The sequence below is a fragment of the Bernardetia sp. MNP-M8 genome, from assembly GCF_037126285.1.
Taxonomy (GTDB): Bacteria; Bacteroidota; Bacteroidia; order Cytophagales; family Bernardetiaceae; genus Bernardetia.
This window is the reverse complement of the sequence record NZ_CP147012.1, coordinates 2410077-2427286: the sequence shown is the minus strand read 5'-3', so window position 1 is coordinate 2427286 and position 17210 is coordinate 2410077. Positions and strand designations below refer to the sequence as shown.

The following is a 17210-nucleotide window of genomic DNA, read 5'->3' as shown; positions in this document are numbered from 1 at the left end:
GCTAATTATTAGACCTGTAAACAACCGTGATAACGTTTAATAAATAAGGTAGCGACTTACGCTCATATACCAATAACTATTGTACAAGTAAAATTTTATAATATCAAGACATTAAACTACATCTCTTATCAGCACATAAAAAATCTATAAAATGAAAAAGCAATCAATGAACTTAAATATAAGGCACGATTTACCAAATGAAATTTGGGAAACTGTTATTCCTGTAATTTACGAATCTATGGAAGGTTGGTTAGGATTTGAAAATGATGGTATTCCTTATTGGTTTAGTGTTGATGAAACACAAAAGCATATTTGGGCATCTGTCGAACCTAGTGGATTATTATTTGTAGGAGTGATGAAGGATGACGAGTGGAAACAATGGAAATTAGAAATAAAGAAAATAGCAACGCAAAAGCTAGGTTTTAGAGTCGGAGAAATTGAATTAGGAGAAGTAGATTCATAAAAAAGATTTGTGTAATGTGTTATATTTCCTTCATTTTAGCATAAAAATAGATTAAGACCTCAACTTTCTCTTAAAGTTTGTCTAATGATTTGATTTTATTGAGATAAATCTTTTTCTTTGCATTCAGTTTACTCATTACAAAACTAAACAAGACAAAAACATTATGTCAGATATCGCAGCACGTGTACAAAACATCATTGTTGAGAAATTAGCAGTTGAGCCTTCAGAAGTAACTCCTGAAGCAAGTTTTACAAATGACTTAGGAGCAGATTCTCTTGATACAGTAGAACTTATTATGGAATTTGAGAAAGAATTTAACGTTTCTATCCCAGACGACCAAGCAGAACATATTTCTACTGTAGGACAAGCAATTAAGTATTTGGAAGAGCATTCAGCAAAAGCATAAGCAAAATAATATTTGTTTATTTATTTTCTGAACACAATCTATCAGAATTACTTTTTTGAATCAATTACGGATTAGATTTTATAAAAAGTGAAAACGCAGAACAAAAGTGAAGCTCTTTTCATTTTATCAAAATTATTCTTTTTTGATTTGGATTTGTACAAACCTACGGAGTAAATTTGTGTTACTCGGTAGGTTTGTTTTTTTATAAATGATTATATTTGAAAATATTTTTTGACTGTTCTGTTGAAAAGTTAAAATCGAAAAAAGGTTTCACAAAATAATAGAAGTAAATTAGCACTGCTAAATTTTCCTTCTTTTATCTAAAAAAGAAATTAAAACTAACACACAAACACACATCATTCTACCCAAACTACAATCTTATGCAACTTAAACGAGTCGTAATTACAGGACTAGGAGCTATTACACCATTAGGAAACGATGTCAAAACGTTTTGGGACGCACTAGAAGCAGGAAAAAGTGGCTGCGACATGATTACTCATTTCGATACTACTCATTTCAAAACAAAATTTGCTTGTGAGGTCAAAGACTTTGATATTACCAAATATATGGACAAAAAAGAGTCAAGAAGACTTGATTTGTTTGCTCAATATGGTATGGGTGCAGCTTCTCAAGCGATGGACGACTCTGGATTAGAAGTAGGAAAAAATGTAGACGCAGACCGTGCAGGTGTAATTTGGGGTTCTGGAATTGGTGGAATTCATACGTTTCAACAAGAAGTAACTGATTTTAATAAGGGAACAGGTGTACCTCGTTTCAATCCTTTCTTTATTCCTAAAATGATTGTAGATATTGTTTCAGGACATATTTCTATCAAATATGGCTTACGAGGACCTAACTTTGTAACTGTTTCGGCATGTGCTTCTTCTACCAATGCAATTATTGATTCGTTCAATTATATCCGTCTAGGACAAGCAGATGTAATTGTTTCAGGAGGAAGTGAAGCAGCAGTTATTGAATCTGGTGTAGGTGGTTTTAATGCTATGAAAGCACTTTCAGAAAGAAATGATTCTCCTCAAACAGCTTCAAGACCATTTGATAAAACTCGTGATGGTTTTGTGATGGGAGAAGGTGGTGTTGCTCTTATTTTAGAAGAATTAGAACACGCAAAAGCAAGAGGAGCAAAAATTTATGGTGAAATCATTGGTGGTGGAATGTCGGCTGATGCCTACCACATGACAGCACCACATCCAGAAGGATTAGGTGCAGCCAACGTAATGAAAAATGCACTTAAAGATGCAGAAATTAGTCCAGAAGATGTAGATTATGTAAATGTTCACGGAACTTCTACACCTCTAGGCGACCCACAAGAATTAAAAGCAATTACTACTATTTTTGGAGAACATGCCTATAAAATGAATATCAGTTCTACCAAATCTATGACAGGACATTTACTTGGTGCAGCAGGTGCAATAGAAGCATTAGCATGTGTGATGGCACTAGAAAGACAAGTTGTTCCTCCTACAATTAACTTCGAAACGCCTGATGAAGCAATTGACCAAAAATTAAATCTTACGCTCAATAAAGCAGAAAAAAGAAATATTGACGTTGTTTTAAGTAATACATTTGGTTTTGGAGGACATAATGCTTCGATTGTAATGCGTCGTTATAAAGCATAGTTTTTAGAAATAAAACCTATAAGATTTCAAGAAAATCTTATAGGTTTGAGTATGGTATTTTTTAAACTAAAATATGAGTTGGATTGGTAAAATAGCTACAAAAGTTAGCAAATTTTCTCTTAATGAATCAGATAAAAGGCTCTATAATGCAATCACACGCATTATCGGAACATCGCCTACCAATCTTTCTATATACAAACTTGCTATGCAACATACTTCTGTTGCAAAAGAAAACAAAGATGGTTTTAAAGAAAGTAATGAACGTTTAGAATATTTGGGAGATGCTGTTTTGGGCAGCATTGTAGCACATTTTTTATTCAAACGCTACCCTTATAAAAATGAAGGTTTTCTGACAGATATTCGTTCTAGAATTGTTAGTAGAGCTTCATTAGGAGAACTTTCTAAGAAAATGGGATTGGATGAAATTATTGAAGTAGATAATAAGCGAAAAAATGCTTATTCTCATAAATCTCTTTATGGTGATGCTATTGAGGCATTTATTGGAGCTGTTTATTTGGATAAAGGATTTACTTTTTGTCAGAAATTTATCGTTAATAGAATTTTGCTAACTCACTTGGATTTACAAACCATTATAGAAACTGATAAAAATTATAAATCTAAACTTATAGAGTGGGCGCAAAAAGAAAATAGAAATGTACAGTTTTCTATTTCGAAAGATAAAGCAGAAAATAATAGCCGTCAGTTTGTAGCACAAGTTTTATTGGATGAAAACCCTATTTCAACAGGAAATGGCTATACAAAGAAAAATGCTCAACAAGATGCAGCTCGTAGAGCTTGTGAAGAGTTAGATATTGATTAATCTGTATGGCTCTTAATATATTTTGGACTGCTAATAATAAAGTTGCTTAAGAATAGGTTGTGCGTGTATTTGTTGGTGTTGCTACGCTAAAACAGCAACAAAGGCTAAAAAAATCAAAATCTCTTTTAGCAAAAAAGGCTTTGAAAATAGTATTTTCAAAGCCTTTTTTTATTTTCAATAAATATTATCACGGTTATTTTTGTATAAGCTGTTTTTGTGCATTCGTTTGGTCACAAACGAATTTGTCGCTTCCTCAGAAGCGTCATTTTGTGCTTTAATGGCTCTTTTGAGGAGACGTTTTTGTTCAGTTCTGAGAACGACGTAGTCCTCAGCGAAGCTAAACACATATGAATAATTGACCGTGATAACATTTAATGCAATTAATACAATTGGTCTAATAGCTGATAATATTTAAGTGAATATCACTCTCATCCATAAAATCTTCCCCTTCTACTCTCATGTCGTCATGGTCTTCTTCAGGGTAATACCAATTAATAGTTATTTGCTTTCCTTCATCTTGAAACTCTTTAAGCAAACGAAACAAATCTAATAAAGCTCTTGAAGAACTTGTATTAAAGTAAGAAAGTTTACAATCTAAAACGACTTTTTGATTAGTTTTAAAATACTCTTTAAACCAATTCATCAAATTGTCATAAAACTCAAAAGCATCTTCTAAATAAGATTCTCCTTCAATAAGACAATGCTGAGCATCAGCATCAAAATTTACGTGAGGCACAAAGTAGGCATCTTTTTTACTTTCTACTACTAAATTTTTGCCATTTTCTGTAAACATAATTTATAGTTTATAATTGTGATTTTTTATTTATTTTTCGATAGTCGCAGAAATTATAAAATACGAATTTTTATCATCTACTTCTTTAAATTCTACTTGAAGAGGATGTTCTGACTTGAGAGCTACCTGTATGAGTCCAATATTGCCTCCTTTTTGCTCTTGTGTGCGTTCTATACTTCTAACTTCTTTTTTCAAGGCTCGTAGTTCGTCTACACTAAGAGAATTTATTTGCTCACATTTAGCAATAATTTCTTTTACTTTTTCTGATGGAACAAGATTTCCAGCACTCAACACAACTTCTGAACCTTCATTATGTATAACGACTGTTCCAACTCCATTATTTTTTTTGTCTTCATGGGAATATTTAATATCCTTTTTGACTTCTTCATCATAAAAGAAATTTGATTCCTCAGAATAATAAGCAATATTTTGAGCCAACTCAATAAAAATAGAGAAAAGTTTGGCACTCATGCGTGGATTATCAGTAAATCTACGGCGTAATTGTAGACTAATATTTGCTAAAATATCTTTATCAAAAGGTCCTTTGTAATATAATACAGCACTTTGAGGGTCTAGACGTGTATGATAATCCATCATAGTTGAAACTTATTATTATAAAAAATTAATTATTAGTAGAATAGGTTATTTGTTATATATTTGATTCTAAACTTTGAAACCAAATACAGTAATATCATCTCGCTGTTCGGTTGCTTTTTGATGATTAGCAAGACGTGTTTCAAAAATTTTCATTTGTTCTTTTGCTGATAAATGTGCTACTTCTAACATGAGTTCTCTAAAGCTTTTCTTCGAAAAACTCTTTCTGTCTTCATTTGCTTGATCTGGATATCCGTCAGTAGCTAAAAAGACAGCATCATTTCTTTGAAGTACAATACTTTCTTGTGTGTACTCTCTCTCATCATCTCGTTTGCCTCCACCAATAGAACGTCTATTGCCTCTGAGTTCGATGAGTTCTTTATCCCTAACAATGTATAGATTTTGTTTGACACCACCAAATGTTAGTTGAGTTTGATTATTTGATATTTCTTCTAGCAAACAAAGCGTCAAATCCATTCCATCATTATTTGCACCTTCTTTTTGATTGAGTTTCTTGACTACTCCTTTATGCAGCTCTTGTAGTATAATATTAGGTTGTAAAATTCCTTTTTGGTTAATAATTTCACTCAAAATATTAGAAGCTACTAAGCTCATAAATGCACCTGGAACGCCATGCCCTGTACAGTCAATCACACCAACAAGTGTTTTATTTTCATGTCTGGATAACCAATAAAAATCTCCAGAAACAATGTCTTTGGGCTTATAGATAATAAAGCTTTCAGGTAAAGTTTCTTTTATTAATTTCTTTGATGGCAATATAGCTTTTTGTATTGTTTCTGCATAACTAATACTTTTAGTGATTTGACGATTGCTAATTTCAAGTATATCTTTTTGGTAAGCTAACACTTCTTGTGTAGTTTGGAGTTCTTCCATGTTTTGGCGCAGCTCTTCCTCTTGTGTTTGCAAGGCATCAAAACTTTCTCTTAGCTTCAGATCTTGCGTTTTCATTTTTTGGAATGCTTTTTTGAGGACAGCTTCATTAGAGGCAAGTTTTTCATTTTGCTTTTCTAATGATATTTTAGCTTCTTCTACTAATTTTTGTTTTTGCGCCATGGCTTCTTGTGTAGCTTCTAGCTCTTCCATATTTTGGCGTAACTCTTCCTCTTGAGCTTGCAAAGAACCTAAACTATCTTTTAATTGATCTTCTTGAACTTTCATTTTTTCGAAAGTCTTTTTAAGAACAGATTCATTAGCAACCAATTTTTGATTATGTTTTTCTAAAGCTGCTTTTGAATCTTCTATAAGAACTTGTTTTTCTCTCATAGCTTCTTGAGTAGCTTGAAGTTCTTCCATATTTTGGCGAAGTTCTTCTTCTGTAGCTAATAGTTCTTCTTGTCTAGTTTGAGCTTCTATTTCAGTTGCTTTTTGAAGATTATAATTGCTTGCAATTTTTATTATTCGTACAACTTGTCCAGCTTCATTCTTAATAGGACAATATGCTCCAAAAAGCCATAAATCATTACCTGATTTAGTTTTACGTTTAAAAACGCCTATATAAGTCTCACCTCTTTCTAGGGTTTGCCATAGTTCATTATATTGCTCTTTATCCTCTTGAGTAGTAGGTATTAAATCAATGTGTGATTTGTCTTGCAACTCATCTATCTCATACTCAAACCATTCAGCTAAAAGAGAATTTACTCGTGTTACCTTTCTATTAGTAGCCAGTTCAATATATCCAAAAGCAGAATTAATAGCATTAAATTGAGCATCTAATTCAGCAAAGGCACTATTAACACGGTCTTGTGTCGTTTCTAGTTCCTCCATGTTTTGACGCAACTCTTCTTCTTGTGCTTGTAAGGAAGCAAAACTATCTTTTAATTGGCTTTCTTGCAATTTCATTTTATCAAATGCTTTTTTAAGAATAGCCTCATTATGTACCAGTTTAGCATTTTGCTTTTCTAAAGTTATTTTTGATTCTTCTACCAACTTCTGTTTTTGCTCCATAGCTTCTTGAGTAGCTTGAAGTTCTTCCATGTTTTGACGCAGCTCTTCTTCAGAGGCTTGAAGTCTTTGATTTTGATCTTGAATGGCTCTTTCTAAATCTTTTTGAGCTGTAATATCAAGTTGGACAGTAGCTAAAGCAATAGGCTGTTGTGTATTGGGGTCTCTTATAATAAAAATATTAGCAAGCGTATCAATAGGTTGTTTTGTAAGATGATTTTGAAGTCGATGTTCTCCTCTCCAAACACCTTTTTGCATAACAGTTGGTATGATTACTTCTTTTGCTATTATTGCGCTCTCTTCGGTGTGAAAATCTGAAATAAGTCTGCCTTTATAATCTTCCTTAAATCCAGATAATACTTTACCTTTTTCATTAAGAAATTCTATTTTACCTTTCAAATCAGCGATAGCCACAAAAGCATCAACATTTTTGATTATACTTACAAATTTCTCTTGCTCCAACTGAGTAGCTAACAATGCTTTTTGAGTAGTTTGAAGCTCTTCTACATTTTTTCTTACTTTTTCTTGTTCTTTTAATTGCTGTTGAGTTTTGATAGTAATAGTTATGCTATCTGATATACCTTTAACAAAAGCAATATCTTCGTCTGTCCAATTTCTATATTTATGTTGAGCTTCACAGCAAATTACACCTGCTAATTTTCCATCTATAAAATAGGGAATATCAAGCATCGATTTTATTTCTAATGGAATTAGATAAGAATCAATAAACTCCACCAAAGCAGGATGATTTTGGGCAAAGTCAGCTACTATGTTTTTTTCAGTAATTATATCTGCAAAATACTTTGGAGTATCGTTTTGTGTTATTTGAGCACCTTGAGTAAAAATATATCCATTTTCAGTTGTTTCATATTGTTTTTGACAAATAATTTTTACTTCATTTATAGTATCGTATCGCCAAATGCCTACACGTTCTATATTTAGAGTTTGGGCTACTAGTTTAGTAATTAATTCAAAAGCAACCTCTAAATTGCCTGCATATATATCCTTATTTTTATTTATGTTTAAAAGAGCTTGACTATTTCTCTCTAAAACTTCACTTTTTGTTTTGATTTGTTTGTTAATCTCTTGAATATAGTCTCGTTGAGTTTCTAATTCCTCTAAATTTTGACGCAGTTCTTCTTCAGTAGCTTGTAATTGCTCTTGATTCGCCTGGATTTGATTTTCTTGTTCTTTTCTATCTGTAATTAAATAACGAATAGATAAGTAACTAGTAATTTTCTTATTTGTATTTAATATAGGATTAATGACAGTATCGACCCAATAAAAAGACCCATCTTTGGCTTTATTTTTCACATCAGCACGCCAAGTTTTTCCTCTTGTTATGGTTTGCCACATCTTTTGCCAAAATTCTTTTGGATGATATGCTGAATTTACGATTCTATGGTCTTGTCCTAAAAGTTCTTGTTCTGAATATTGAGAAATTCGACAAAACTCTTCATTTACTTTTATAATTTTGCCTTGTGTATCAGCAATAGAAATGATTGCACTTTGATCTAAAGCCTCTGTAATGGCTTTTAACTCTTGTTCTTGATTTTTTGCATTGTCATTTTCTACTCTATCGTTATTACGAAGTATAACTTGTACTAGTTTTTTGTCATCTATTAAAATTTTAGATAAAAATATTTTTACATGTGTTTTTATGTTCTTCTTATTAAGAAAAGTCCATTCAAAAACATCTTTACCTTCTAATAAACATTTATTCAAATGATTCTCTAATTCAAGACTTTCAACCTCACTTTGAGCATTACTTAGAGCAAAATCAGATAATGTTTTATTTATCAGTTCTTGTTCGTCTTCAACTTGAAAAAGTAGCTGAGCCAATTCATTACACAGAATAATTACTCCCTGCTGCAAAACCAAAATTGCATCTGGATAAGTTGTATAGAAAGATTTATATAGTTGTAGTTCGTTACCTGTTATATTTTGGTTCATGAAAGTAGAGTATGATTGTATTTTTTAATAATTATTTTTCACATCATCTAACTAAATCTAAATATTTACTATCCACTCTCTCGCCTCTTCTATATCATCAAAATACTTTGTCATAATTTGTTGTCCCACTTCTTCTTCCATTACTTGTTCAATGGCAAGTTGTGCAAAAAACTCTGTACTCATCACAACAGCAAGTTTACTAAAACCAGCCTCCATAGCAGGAACAAATATATTTACATTCATCCATTCTTGTACTTTTGGATTAGCTACAAAACCCAGCTCTTTTATATTACCTAAAATTCTTTCTACTTTTTTATCTAACATAAACTTGAGAAGTTCTACATGCTCGTTTTTGTATTCCTCTGAAGTCATATTTGCTGTTGCTGGCAACCATGTTAGTTCTAATAATTTTTGCTCATCAAAAGCATCTATTTGTAAGTAATTACTTTGATATAATTTCATAAAGGGTAAGGGTAAAAAAGTACATAATTATTTTATTCCTAACAAAGAGTAATAACTACCATTAAGTCTAATAGTAAAGCTATTCTGTATTTTAATTTCAATATAAAAAAAAATATACTCTCATAAAACAACTCTCTATAAAAATGTAGAAAAATTCGATGAATTTTTATAGAAAAACCTTTATAACTTTATATTTTATCTTGATTGAAGCAGTGGCGACTTTTATTAAGTCAATATTTTTCTATAGAGAAAAATATTGACTTGGGTTCTGTTATACTATGATAGATTTCAAATAAATTTCAAATATTTCCTCTATTTTTCCTCTGAATTAATCAACCAATTTCTCGCCTCTTCCATATTATCAAAATATTTTGTACTCACAGCACTTGCATTTGTATCTTCTGTAAACTGGACAATAGCTAGATTAGCAATAAATTCTTTAGGCATTATAAATGCGTGTTTTGAATAATTTGTCGTTTGAGCTAAAGGAATTGTAATTGTATTGACTGTCCATTCTTGTAACTCAGGAGTCATAGGCAACATAAACGATGAGACATCAGATATTACATAACTGACATTACTTTGTTCTACCATTTTTTTGAAGGTCAAAAGCAGATTTTGAAATTCCTCTCTAGAAAGAATGTCTGATTTTTCATTCCAAGTATCTATGAGAAGATTATTTTTCTCTTCTACAGTGATACTTATATAGTCATCTTGATAAACTATTTTTGATTCCATGTTTTTACTAGTTTAAGTAATCAGAATTGCATTTTTTTAGCCCTAACAATAAACTCAAATAAGAGTTAATTATCAAGGCTAAAATCTATTTTATTAAAAATAACTAGTAATTAATTATCATTCTTAATACGCTCTTCTCTATTGACAATATTCCAAGCTGTTGCAAAAACTAAACGAGTAATTTCCTGCATTTTACCAAAATGAATTTTGTCTACTTCGTCAGTATGTTGGTGGTAGTCAGCATGCACTCCATTAAAATAAAAAATAACTGGAATATCATGTTTTGCAAAATTATAATGGTCTGAACGGTAATAATAACGATTTGGATCATCTTTATCGTTGTAAGTATAATCTAATTTTACATTTGGTGCATACATTTTAGCAGTTGATTCGCTAAGATTGTGTAGTTCGGTTGAAAGCATTGTTGAGCCAATGATATAAACATAATTTGGGTCTTCATTGTGGTCTTTATCCATTCTTCCAATCATATCAATATTAAGATTTGAAACTGTATTTTTGAGAGGAAAAACAGGATTGTCAGAATAATAACGAGAACCTAAAAGCCCTTTTTCTTCACCTGTAACAAGCATAAACAAAATGCTTCTTCGTGGCGCATGTCCTTCTTTTTTAGCAAGAGCAAATGCTTCAGCAAGTTCTAAAACTGCTGTCGTTCCAGATCCATCATCATCAGCTCCATTATAAATTTTTCCATCAATGATTCCTATATGGTCGTAGTGTGCAGTAAGTACAATAATTTCTTCTTTCTTATCTGTTCCCTCTAAAAAGCCCAAAACATTTTCAGTTTCTACTTTTTCAATTTTCATTTCAGAAAAGACCTTAGCTTTGGCTTCCAAAATAGTTTCATTTTTCTTTTTCCATTTTTTGTAAGCTTTTTTCCATTTTTTATCTGTGTAACCTAAAAGTTTTGGGAGTTTGTCTTCTGTTGAAAGTGCTGCTAAAAACTCAGGTTTATTTTCCTTTTTTTCTTTTGAAGGAATATCCCATTTTGGTTCTTTAAAATAATGTCCATACATTTCATTGAAAAGTGTATAATCTGCTTTTTTAGTTATAAAGATAACTCCTTTTGCCCCTTTTGCTTTAGCTAATTTTCCTTTGTAAGTCATTTGTAAATAAACCGATTTTCTAGCTTCTTCATTTGGAATTAGACTTTCTTTGCCTTTAGGTGTTCCCATTATGATTACAGCAATTTTATCTTTTACATCAATAGATTTGTAAGAAGAATATCCATTTTCGCCTTCTTCTTCCAATCCATAGCCAGCAAAAATAATATCATGTTCTTCGTCGTTTTTATCTTCTCCAAATGAACTTGTTACAATGATTTCATCTTTAGATAATTCGATTTTTCCTGTGAGTGTTTCGATTCTAAATTCTGCTAATGAAGTTTTGGTAAGTTCAAATTTTTGAAAATAAGAATCATTTACAGGAGCTGTAAGACCAAGTTCTTTGAATCGATTTGCTAAATATTCAGCAGCCATTTTTTGTCCTTTTTCGCCTGTTTCTCTTCCTTCATATTCGTCAGAAGCCAAAATAGAGAGGTGTTTTTTCATGTCTGCTTCATCGATATATTTTAGATAGTTGGTCAGCAGACTATCCTGTTTTTGCACCTTTTGTTGTGCTTGAGCAAAAGGCGAAAAAATGAATAAAAACAAAATTGAACAAGCAATTTTGGAAATAGTAGTTTTTAACATGTTTTTTTTAAATGAAAATAAAAGAATTGAAATATTTTAAAATAAGTAGTGCAATTTAATCAATTATTACAAAATTGATTTGTAGAGCGTAAAATATCCATCCTTTATCTAAAAACCCATTTAAAAATCATTTTTTTTATGGAACTTAGAGCTAAAGAGCTTTATACTTCTTTTATCTACCTACTCCAATGCAACGATTTATAGATTACTTGGTGGTTTTTGCAATGAGCATGTTCAAATTTATTTTTGGCTGTGTGGGTGGTGCTGTACGTAATTTTTCCTATTTAGAAACTGTTTTAATTACTGTTTTGGGAATGATGACAAGTGTAGTTCTTTTTACGTTCTTTGGAATTGCCATACGAAATTGGTTTTTTATAGCCTTTAGAAGAAAAAGAAAAATATTTTCTAAACGCAACCGTAGAATTGTAAAAATATGGCGTAAATATGGAATTATTGGAGTTGCGTTTTTGACACCTATACTTTTTTCTCCTATCCTCGGAACACTGATTGCAGTTTCATTTGGAGAAGATAAAAAACGTATTTTCTTTCACATGCTTTGGAGTGCTGCTCTATGGGCGATAATCCTTTCTTATATTACCACCCAGTTTGATATAGAGTCAGCAAAAGAATTGAAAAATTACTTTTTTAAGTGATAAATGGTAAGTTATTAGTGATAAATGAAAGATAAAATTCTACTGTACCCCACTATTTTTGTAGAACACGGATTTTACGAATTATACAGATTAACACAGGTTTTTTTACTATTATTTATTTGAATAAATGTAAAACAGGGTTAAAACCCTGTTCAATTTATAATTCTGCCATTGTCGGTGTCCCCACCGACGATAGTAAAATACAAACAAACTTATGTTATGCTGTATTCCTTTACAATTAATAATTTATCACTTACAACTATTTATTCTACTTCTCTCAATTTCAAGATAAGGTCAGTTTTCAAATCGTACAATCCTTTTTCTAAACCAACAGGATAAGAGTGAGGGTTTGTAAAACGTTTGATACTTCTGTGAAGCGTTTGGAGTTCGTCTTTTACTTTAGCTTGAATGGTTTGGAGGTCAGGTTTTTTATAAACACGTTTTCCATTTACAAAAATAGGCTTCAAAAGATCTTTGTATTCTCCTTCTATGCTTGTCATTTTTTTACGACGAGTCATATCCATTGGATCAACGATTGTCCAATTATCTGAATTGGGTTTGTTTTCCTCATCAAAAATAGCATCACCAATACATTCTCCATTCGAATAAAAACGACGTACTTGCTGAATGCCAGGGGTAGAAATTTTGATAGCTTGTTCGGATAGTTTCACTTTGTAATCCCAAGCTGTATTTTCTTTATTTCGTAGAGCAGATAATTTATAAACTCCTCCCAATGCTGGTTGGTCGTAAGCCGTAACCATTTTTGTACCGACTCCCCAAACATTGATTTTGGCATCTTGCTGCTTCAAACTATCAATAATATGTTCGTCCAAATCATTACTTGCTACAATAGAAGTATCTGTAAAACCTGCTGCATCTAGTAATTCTCTAGCCCTTGTACTCAAATAAGCAAGGTCACCAGAATCCAAACGAATTCCTGCAAACTTATAGCCTTTTTCTTTGAGCTTGTTTCCTACCGTAATGGCGTGTTTTACTCCTTCAACTGTATCATAGGTATCTACTAAGAAAATGCAGTTATTTGGCAAGGCTTCGGCATAGGTTTCGAAAGATTCTATTTCAGATTCGAAAGACATTACCCAACTGTGAGCGTGTGTTCCCTTTACAGGAATACCGAAAAGTTTGCCAGCTAAAACATTTGAAGTAGCAGCACAACCACCAATATAAGCAGCACGACTAGCAGCCAAACCTCCATCAATTCCTTGTGCTCTTCGAAGACCAAACTCCAAAACCTCTTCTCCTTTTGCAGCCAAACAAATACGAGAAGATTTGGTAGCAATAAGCGACTGAAAATTTACCATATTCAAAAGCAATGTTTCCAAAATTTGGCATTGAATCAGCGAACCTTTAATGCGAATGAGTGGCTCTTGTGGAAAAACAACTGAGCCTTCTTCTACTGCATCTACATCACATGTAAATTCAAGATTTTGAAGGTAGTCTAAAAATTTTGGGTCAAAAAGTGCTTTGTCGTCGTTTCCTTTTAATGTAGAAAGATAGGTTACATCTTCATCAGAAATATTGAAGTTTTCCAAAAAGTCGATAACATAACTCAATCCACACGCAATAGCATAACCACCTTTGAAGGGATTGCGACGGAAAAATAAATTAAAAACGGCTTCTCGTTCAGTCATTCCAGCTTTCCAATAGCCATACGCCATTGTAAGTTGGTACAAATCGGTCAGTAAAGTAAGATTGCTACTGTATAAATTTCTAGTGATTTTCATAAAAAAGTGATAAGGTTATAAAATACGTGGAACTTCTTGTCAATTGAAGAAGCAATATAACAAAACTATCTTAGTGTACGAAAAACACTTAGCAAAAGTTTTTATAAGTTTATAAAAAGTTCTATTTATTTGACTTTAACCCTGAAAAAATTAATTGTTGTTCTAAAAATTTCGTAAAAGAGTTTACTCTCTTCCATTCAGTATTTATTTCAGAAAAATAGTAAACAGTATGATTGGGAGAACTATCTAATAAGAAATACGCCATTTGATAACCTTGATGCATCCAAAATATAAAAGCATTTTTTGGAAACTCAGAAATATTATTTTCCTCTGCTAACTCTTTTCCCCATTCTTGCAACTCAAAAAGTTCTGGATAAAATACAGAAGAACCTAGCATAAATCGATTAGCACCTTTTCCCATAACTGACAAAAATTCTATATATGCTTTAGGTAAAATAATATCATATTTTTTCTGTAAATTATTTATTTTTTTCTGATTCAATGGTTTGAAATTTTCACCTTTTGATTTCAAAACTTCTACTAATGAAGTTATGTATTGCAAACTGTTTTGTTTCATTATAAATTTTTATTTCACTAAAGTTAAAATTTTTAAGCTATAAAAACTTCAAATTTTAAAAATTAGTGTAATTACAGTATTTTTTTTATTTTTGATAAAATAAATTCCCTTCTTAATTCTTATAAGTATAAATGAAATGAAAAAAATTTTTGAAAACGCACACACAGAAATTTATGATATTAGTGAAGAAATTCCTCAAACCGTCTTTGCCTATTGGAAAGGATATTTGATGAGAGATGAAAAAGAGTCTATTCTTGCCTGTGAAGAGTCTCTCAAGTATTTCAAAGACGCAAATATTTTGGTAATGATTTCAGACCATAAAAATTTAGAAGGGGCGACTGTAGAGTTTTTAGACTGGATACATGAATATTACTTTCCTACTTGTGTAGAAAATGGTTTAAAGGCAGAAATAGTTTTAGATTCAGAGCATTTAATGGGCAATGTTTCATTAGAATTAATGTATGATGAGGAAGATATGAATAAAAATTTACACGATAGTGGACTTTATACTCCTAAAATAGATACTTTAGAAAATGCAAAAATATTAGCAAGAAAAATTGTAGAACAAAACTCAAATAATTAATTCAATCTGTCTTATTTCTACTCCTATAAAAAAGCCTTTTAAGTAAGGAGTAGAGATTTGGTTCTATACTCTAGAACTTCATAATAATTATTTTTCTTAAAATTTAAGTCTTTGTCTTGCTATTTCCCTCTATACTCCTCAATCTTCTTTATCACACCACCAACAGGCAAAACCCCTCTATCAAAAATATGAACTTCTTTATCCTTCATTTGAATATGTAATTGATTGAAAAGTAGCATTACTTTTTGGGTAGCCATTGCATTGATGTCTTCTAAAGGAATCACAAAACCACCTTCAATGGCACTTACACTAAGATTTTCTATCTGAAAATTTCCTTCAAAATAAAGATTTTTCTTTGTCAGATAAAGGATTCCGTTGTACTTATTTTGCGCTGGAGAAAGGTAATGAAAAGTCCATTTTCCTTGTAAAGTTTCGTTTTTTGGGAGTTGGAAAGCCATTTTTTTATGGTTTTAAACCGTCGTTGAGGTCTGAACTATCAACGAGGACTATAACAAAAAAACCTCAACGACGGCTTTATGCCTCGTTGACGGTTGTGAAAGTATTTTAATCTACAAAGATAACTTCTACTCTTCTATTTTCCTTCATTTGTTCTGGGTTTGTAGAAATTGGGCGAGTTCCACCATAGCCTACTGTTCGAATTCGGTTCTGACTTATTCCTTTTGCAATCAAATAATTTCTTACTTCAACAGCTCTTTGTTCGGATAACTCTTGATTCTTCTGAGCATTTCCGATAGGTGCAGTATGTCCTTCTATCAAAATCCGTATTTCTGTATTTTTGTTCATAAAGGTAACAAGCTCATTTAGTTCATCTTCATATTCAGGCAAAATATCAGCTTTTGCTGTTTTGAACTGAACTTTCAGTCTTAGTTTTTTTCCTTTTATAGCTTCTGTTTCTTCTGTATTCAATAATTCAGATAGATTTTTATCTTCTTTCAATTCTTCTAAATCAGCAATGGTTTCGATTTCTTGTTCTAAGTCGTCCTCTTTTTTTGTCAGCTTTTCAGGATAATTTACTCTTACAAAAAGTCCTCTTCCTTCTGTTCCAACCCAAACATTATCATTTTTATCAACTGCTAAAGAAAGTGCCGACTTACTTTGAAAACCTTGTTTTTCTCCAAATTCTGTCCATTTTTTATTTCCTAAAAGCTCAAATTTTGCCACTCTATCAGCAGCAACCCACAAATTACCTTTGCTATCAAATTCCATTATATTCGGAACTTGGTATTCAAAAGATTCTGAAAGTGAATAGCTTGTCCATTTTCTGCCGTCTGTTGTGGTTTTGAGTGTTCCTTTATCTTTTTTATCGTATCCCAAAACCCATAACTGATTTTTATAAACTATCATCTTACTTCCTTTTGTAAAATCAGATACAGATTTGAATTTGTGTTTTTTATCATTTGCAGAAACATTTTTTGAATAATAAAGTCCTGTTTCGGTAGCAGCCCAAATCATTCCATTAAAAAATAAAATATCATTTATATTTTCTTCCTCATTTCGTTTTTCTATTTGAATTTTTGTAGTATTCGTACCTGTTTTTTTCCACAGACCATTTCCTCTACTGGCTACCCAAACTATTTTAGAATCATTTGAGAAAGCTAGACTACTAACTATTTTACCTTTGAGAAAATCAAAATTTTGCTTTTCTTGTTGCTTCGTTTTTATATCTAATACTGTAATTTCATTAGAGTAGGTAACAAACCAAACTTTATCATTGGGAGCTTTTTTGATAAGCAAAATAGAAGTTTTTGGTAAAAATTCATTTGCATTTACGAGAGCTTCTTCGGTTACTTCTTCAATTTGATAGACTCCGTTTTCTGTTCCTATCCATTTATGATTATCTTCGCCTACAAAAATAGAATGAACAGGCAGTTTGTCGTCAGAATGGTCAGAAACCAAATCAACTGGCAGGAACACTTGTGAGTAAACACAGTTAGATTGCAAATAAGATTCTATAAAAAAGAAACTAATCAAAAACAGAACTCGTATATTTATTTTTTTTATCATTTTATTTTTTAAATTAATAACTTAGATTAAACTACTATCAACAAATAAAGTTTTATCAAAAACAGACTAGGCAGTTTGTCGTACAAGTAAACA

The 17210-nt window shown here is 31.5% G+C and carries 16 protein-coding genes; 6 read left to right on the top strand and 10 right to left on the bottom strand.

Annotated elements, in window-relative coordinates; all coding sequences use genetic code 11:
- The first annotated feature begins 151 nt into the window (after positions 1-151).
- From V9L04_RS10055 to rnc, 4 genes are all read left to right on the top strand, one after another.
- Positions 152-463 carry a hypothetical protein gene (locus V9L04_RS10055; protein ID WP_338793959.1) on the top strand — a complete coding sequence of 104 codons (312 nt, stop codon included), beginning with the start codon at positions 152-154 and terminating at the stop codon, positions 461-463.
- Positions 464-626: 163 nt separating this feature from the next.
- Entirely contained in the window at positions 627-869 is a 243-nt protein-coding gene (locus tag V9L04_RS10050) for an acyl carrier protein (protein ID WP_338793958.1), read from the top strand.
- 380 nt (positions 870-1249) lie between these two features.
- Entirely contained in the window at positions 1250-2506 is a 1257-nt protein-coding gene (gene fabF, locus V9L04_RS10045) for a beta-ketoacyl-ACP synthase II (RefSeq protein ID WP_338793957.1), read from the top strand.
- A 73-nt stretch (positions 2507-2579) separates the two neighbouring features.
- Positions 2580-3326 carry a ribonuclease III gene (gene rnc / locus V9L04_RS10040; RefSeq protein WP_338793956.1) on the top strand — a complete coding sequence of 249 codons (747 nt, stop codon included), beginning with the start codon at positions 2580-2582 and terminating at the stop codon, positions 3324-3326.
- A 394-nt stretch (positions 3327-3720) separates the two neighbouring features.
- On the opposite strand, the gene V9L04_RS10035 is transcribed toward rnc, so the two are convergent.
- The 6 genes from V9L04_RS10035 to V9L04_RS10010 form a co-directional block, all read right to left on the bottom strand.
- Positions 3721-4119: a DUF1987 domain-containing protein gene (locus V9L04_RS10035; RefSeq protein WP_338793955.1), complete on the bottom strand. Its 399-nt coding sequence runs from the start codon at positions 4117-4119 to the stop codon at positions 3721-3723.
- Positions 4120-4149: 30 nt separating this feature from the next.
- Complete coding sequence (locus V9L04_RS10030) at positions 4150-4716, bottom strand: SiaB family protein kinase (RefSeq protein WP_338793954.1); 567 nt, start codon at positions 4714-4716, stop codon at positions 4150-4152.
- 66 nt (positions 4717-4782) lie between these two features.
- On the bottom strand, positions 4783-8628 hold the full coding sequence (locus V9L04_RS10025) for a PAS domain S-box protein (RefSeq protein WP_338793953.1): 3846 nt from the start codon (positions 8626-8628) through the stop codon (positions 4783-4785).
- A 57-nt stretch (positions 8629-8685) separates the two neighbouring features.
- Entirely contained in the window at positions 8686-9090 is a 405-nt protein-coding gene (locus V9L04_RS10020; protein ID WP_338793952.1) for a hypothetical protein, read from the bottom strand.
- A 312-nt stretch (positions 9091-9402) separates the two neighbouring features.
- Positions 9403-9828: a hypothetical protein gene (locus V9L04_RS10015; RefSeq protein WP_338793951.1), complete on the bottom strand. Its 426-nt coding sequence runs from the start codon at positions 9826-9828 to the stop codon at positions 9403-9405.
- Positions 9829-9938: 110 nt separating this feature from the next.
- Positions 9939-11537 carry a M28 family peptidase gene (locus V9L04_RS10010; RefSeq protein ID WP_338793950.1) on the bottom strand — a complete coding sequence of 533 codons (1599 nt, stop codon included), beginning with the start codon at positions 11535-11537 and terminating at the stop codon, positions 9939-9941.
- Positions 11538-11725: 188 nt separating this feature from the next.
- Between V9L04_RS10010 and V9L04_RS10005 the strand changes: the two genes are divergently transcribed.
- The gene (locus V9L04_RS10005) at positions 11726-12190 is read left to right on the top strand and encodes a hypothetical protein (protein WP_338793949.1); all 465 of its coding nucleotides are present in this window, start codon (positions 11726-11728) and stop codon (positions 12188-12190) included.
- Positions 12191-12453: 263 nt separating this feature from the next.
- Here the strand turns inward: V9L04_RS10005 and V9L04_RS10000 are convergent, their stop codons facing one another.
- Both V9L04_RS10000 and V9L04_RS09995 read right to left on the bottom strand, forming a co-directional pair.
- Entirely contained in the window at positions 12454-13932 is a 1479-nt protein-coding gene (locus V9L04_RS10000; RefSeq protein WP_338793948.1) for a nicotinate phosphoribosyltransferase, read from the bottom strand.
- Positions 13933-14053: 121 nt separating this feature from the next.
- Complete coding sequence (locus V9L04_RS09995) at positions 14054-14494, bottom strand: SMI1/KNR4 family protein (protein ID WP_338793947.1); 441 nt, start codon at positions 14492-14494, stop codon at positions 14054-14056.
- Positions 14495-14645: 151 nt separating this feature from the next.
- Between V9L04_RS09995 and V9L04_RS09990 the strand changes: the two genes are divergently transcribed.
- A complete protein-coding gene (locus V9L04_RS09990) occupies positions 14646-15092 on the top strand; it encodes a hypothetical protein (protein WP_338793946.1) in 447 nt (148 codons plus the stop codon).
- 119 nt (positions 15093-15211) lie between these two features.
- Here the strand turns inward: V9L04_RS09990 and V9L04_RS09985 are convergent, their stop codons facing one another.
- Both V9L04_RS09985 and V9L04_RS09980 read right to left on the bottom strand, forming a co-directional pair.
- Positions 15212-15550, bottom strand: coding sequence for a GRAM domain-containing protein (locus V9L04_RS09985; protein WP_338793945.1), 339 nt, complete (start codon positions 15548-15550; stop codon positions 15212-15214).
- A gap of 106 nt (positions 15551-15656) precedes the next feature.
- Positions 15657-17117: an OmpA family protein gene (locus V9L04_RS09980; RefSeq protein WP_338793944.1), complete on the bottom strand. Its 1461-nt coding sequence runs from the start codon at positions 17115-17117 to the stop codon at positions 15657-15659.
- Between the last annotated feature and the right edge of the window lie 93 nt (positions 17118-17210).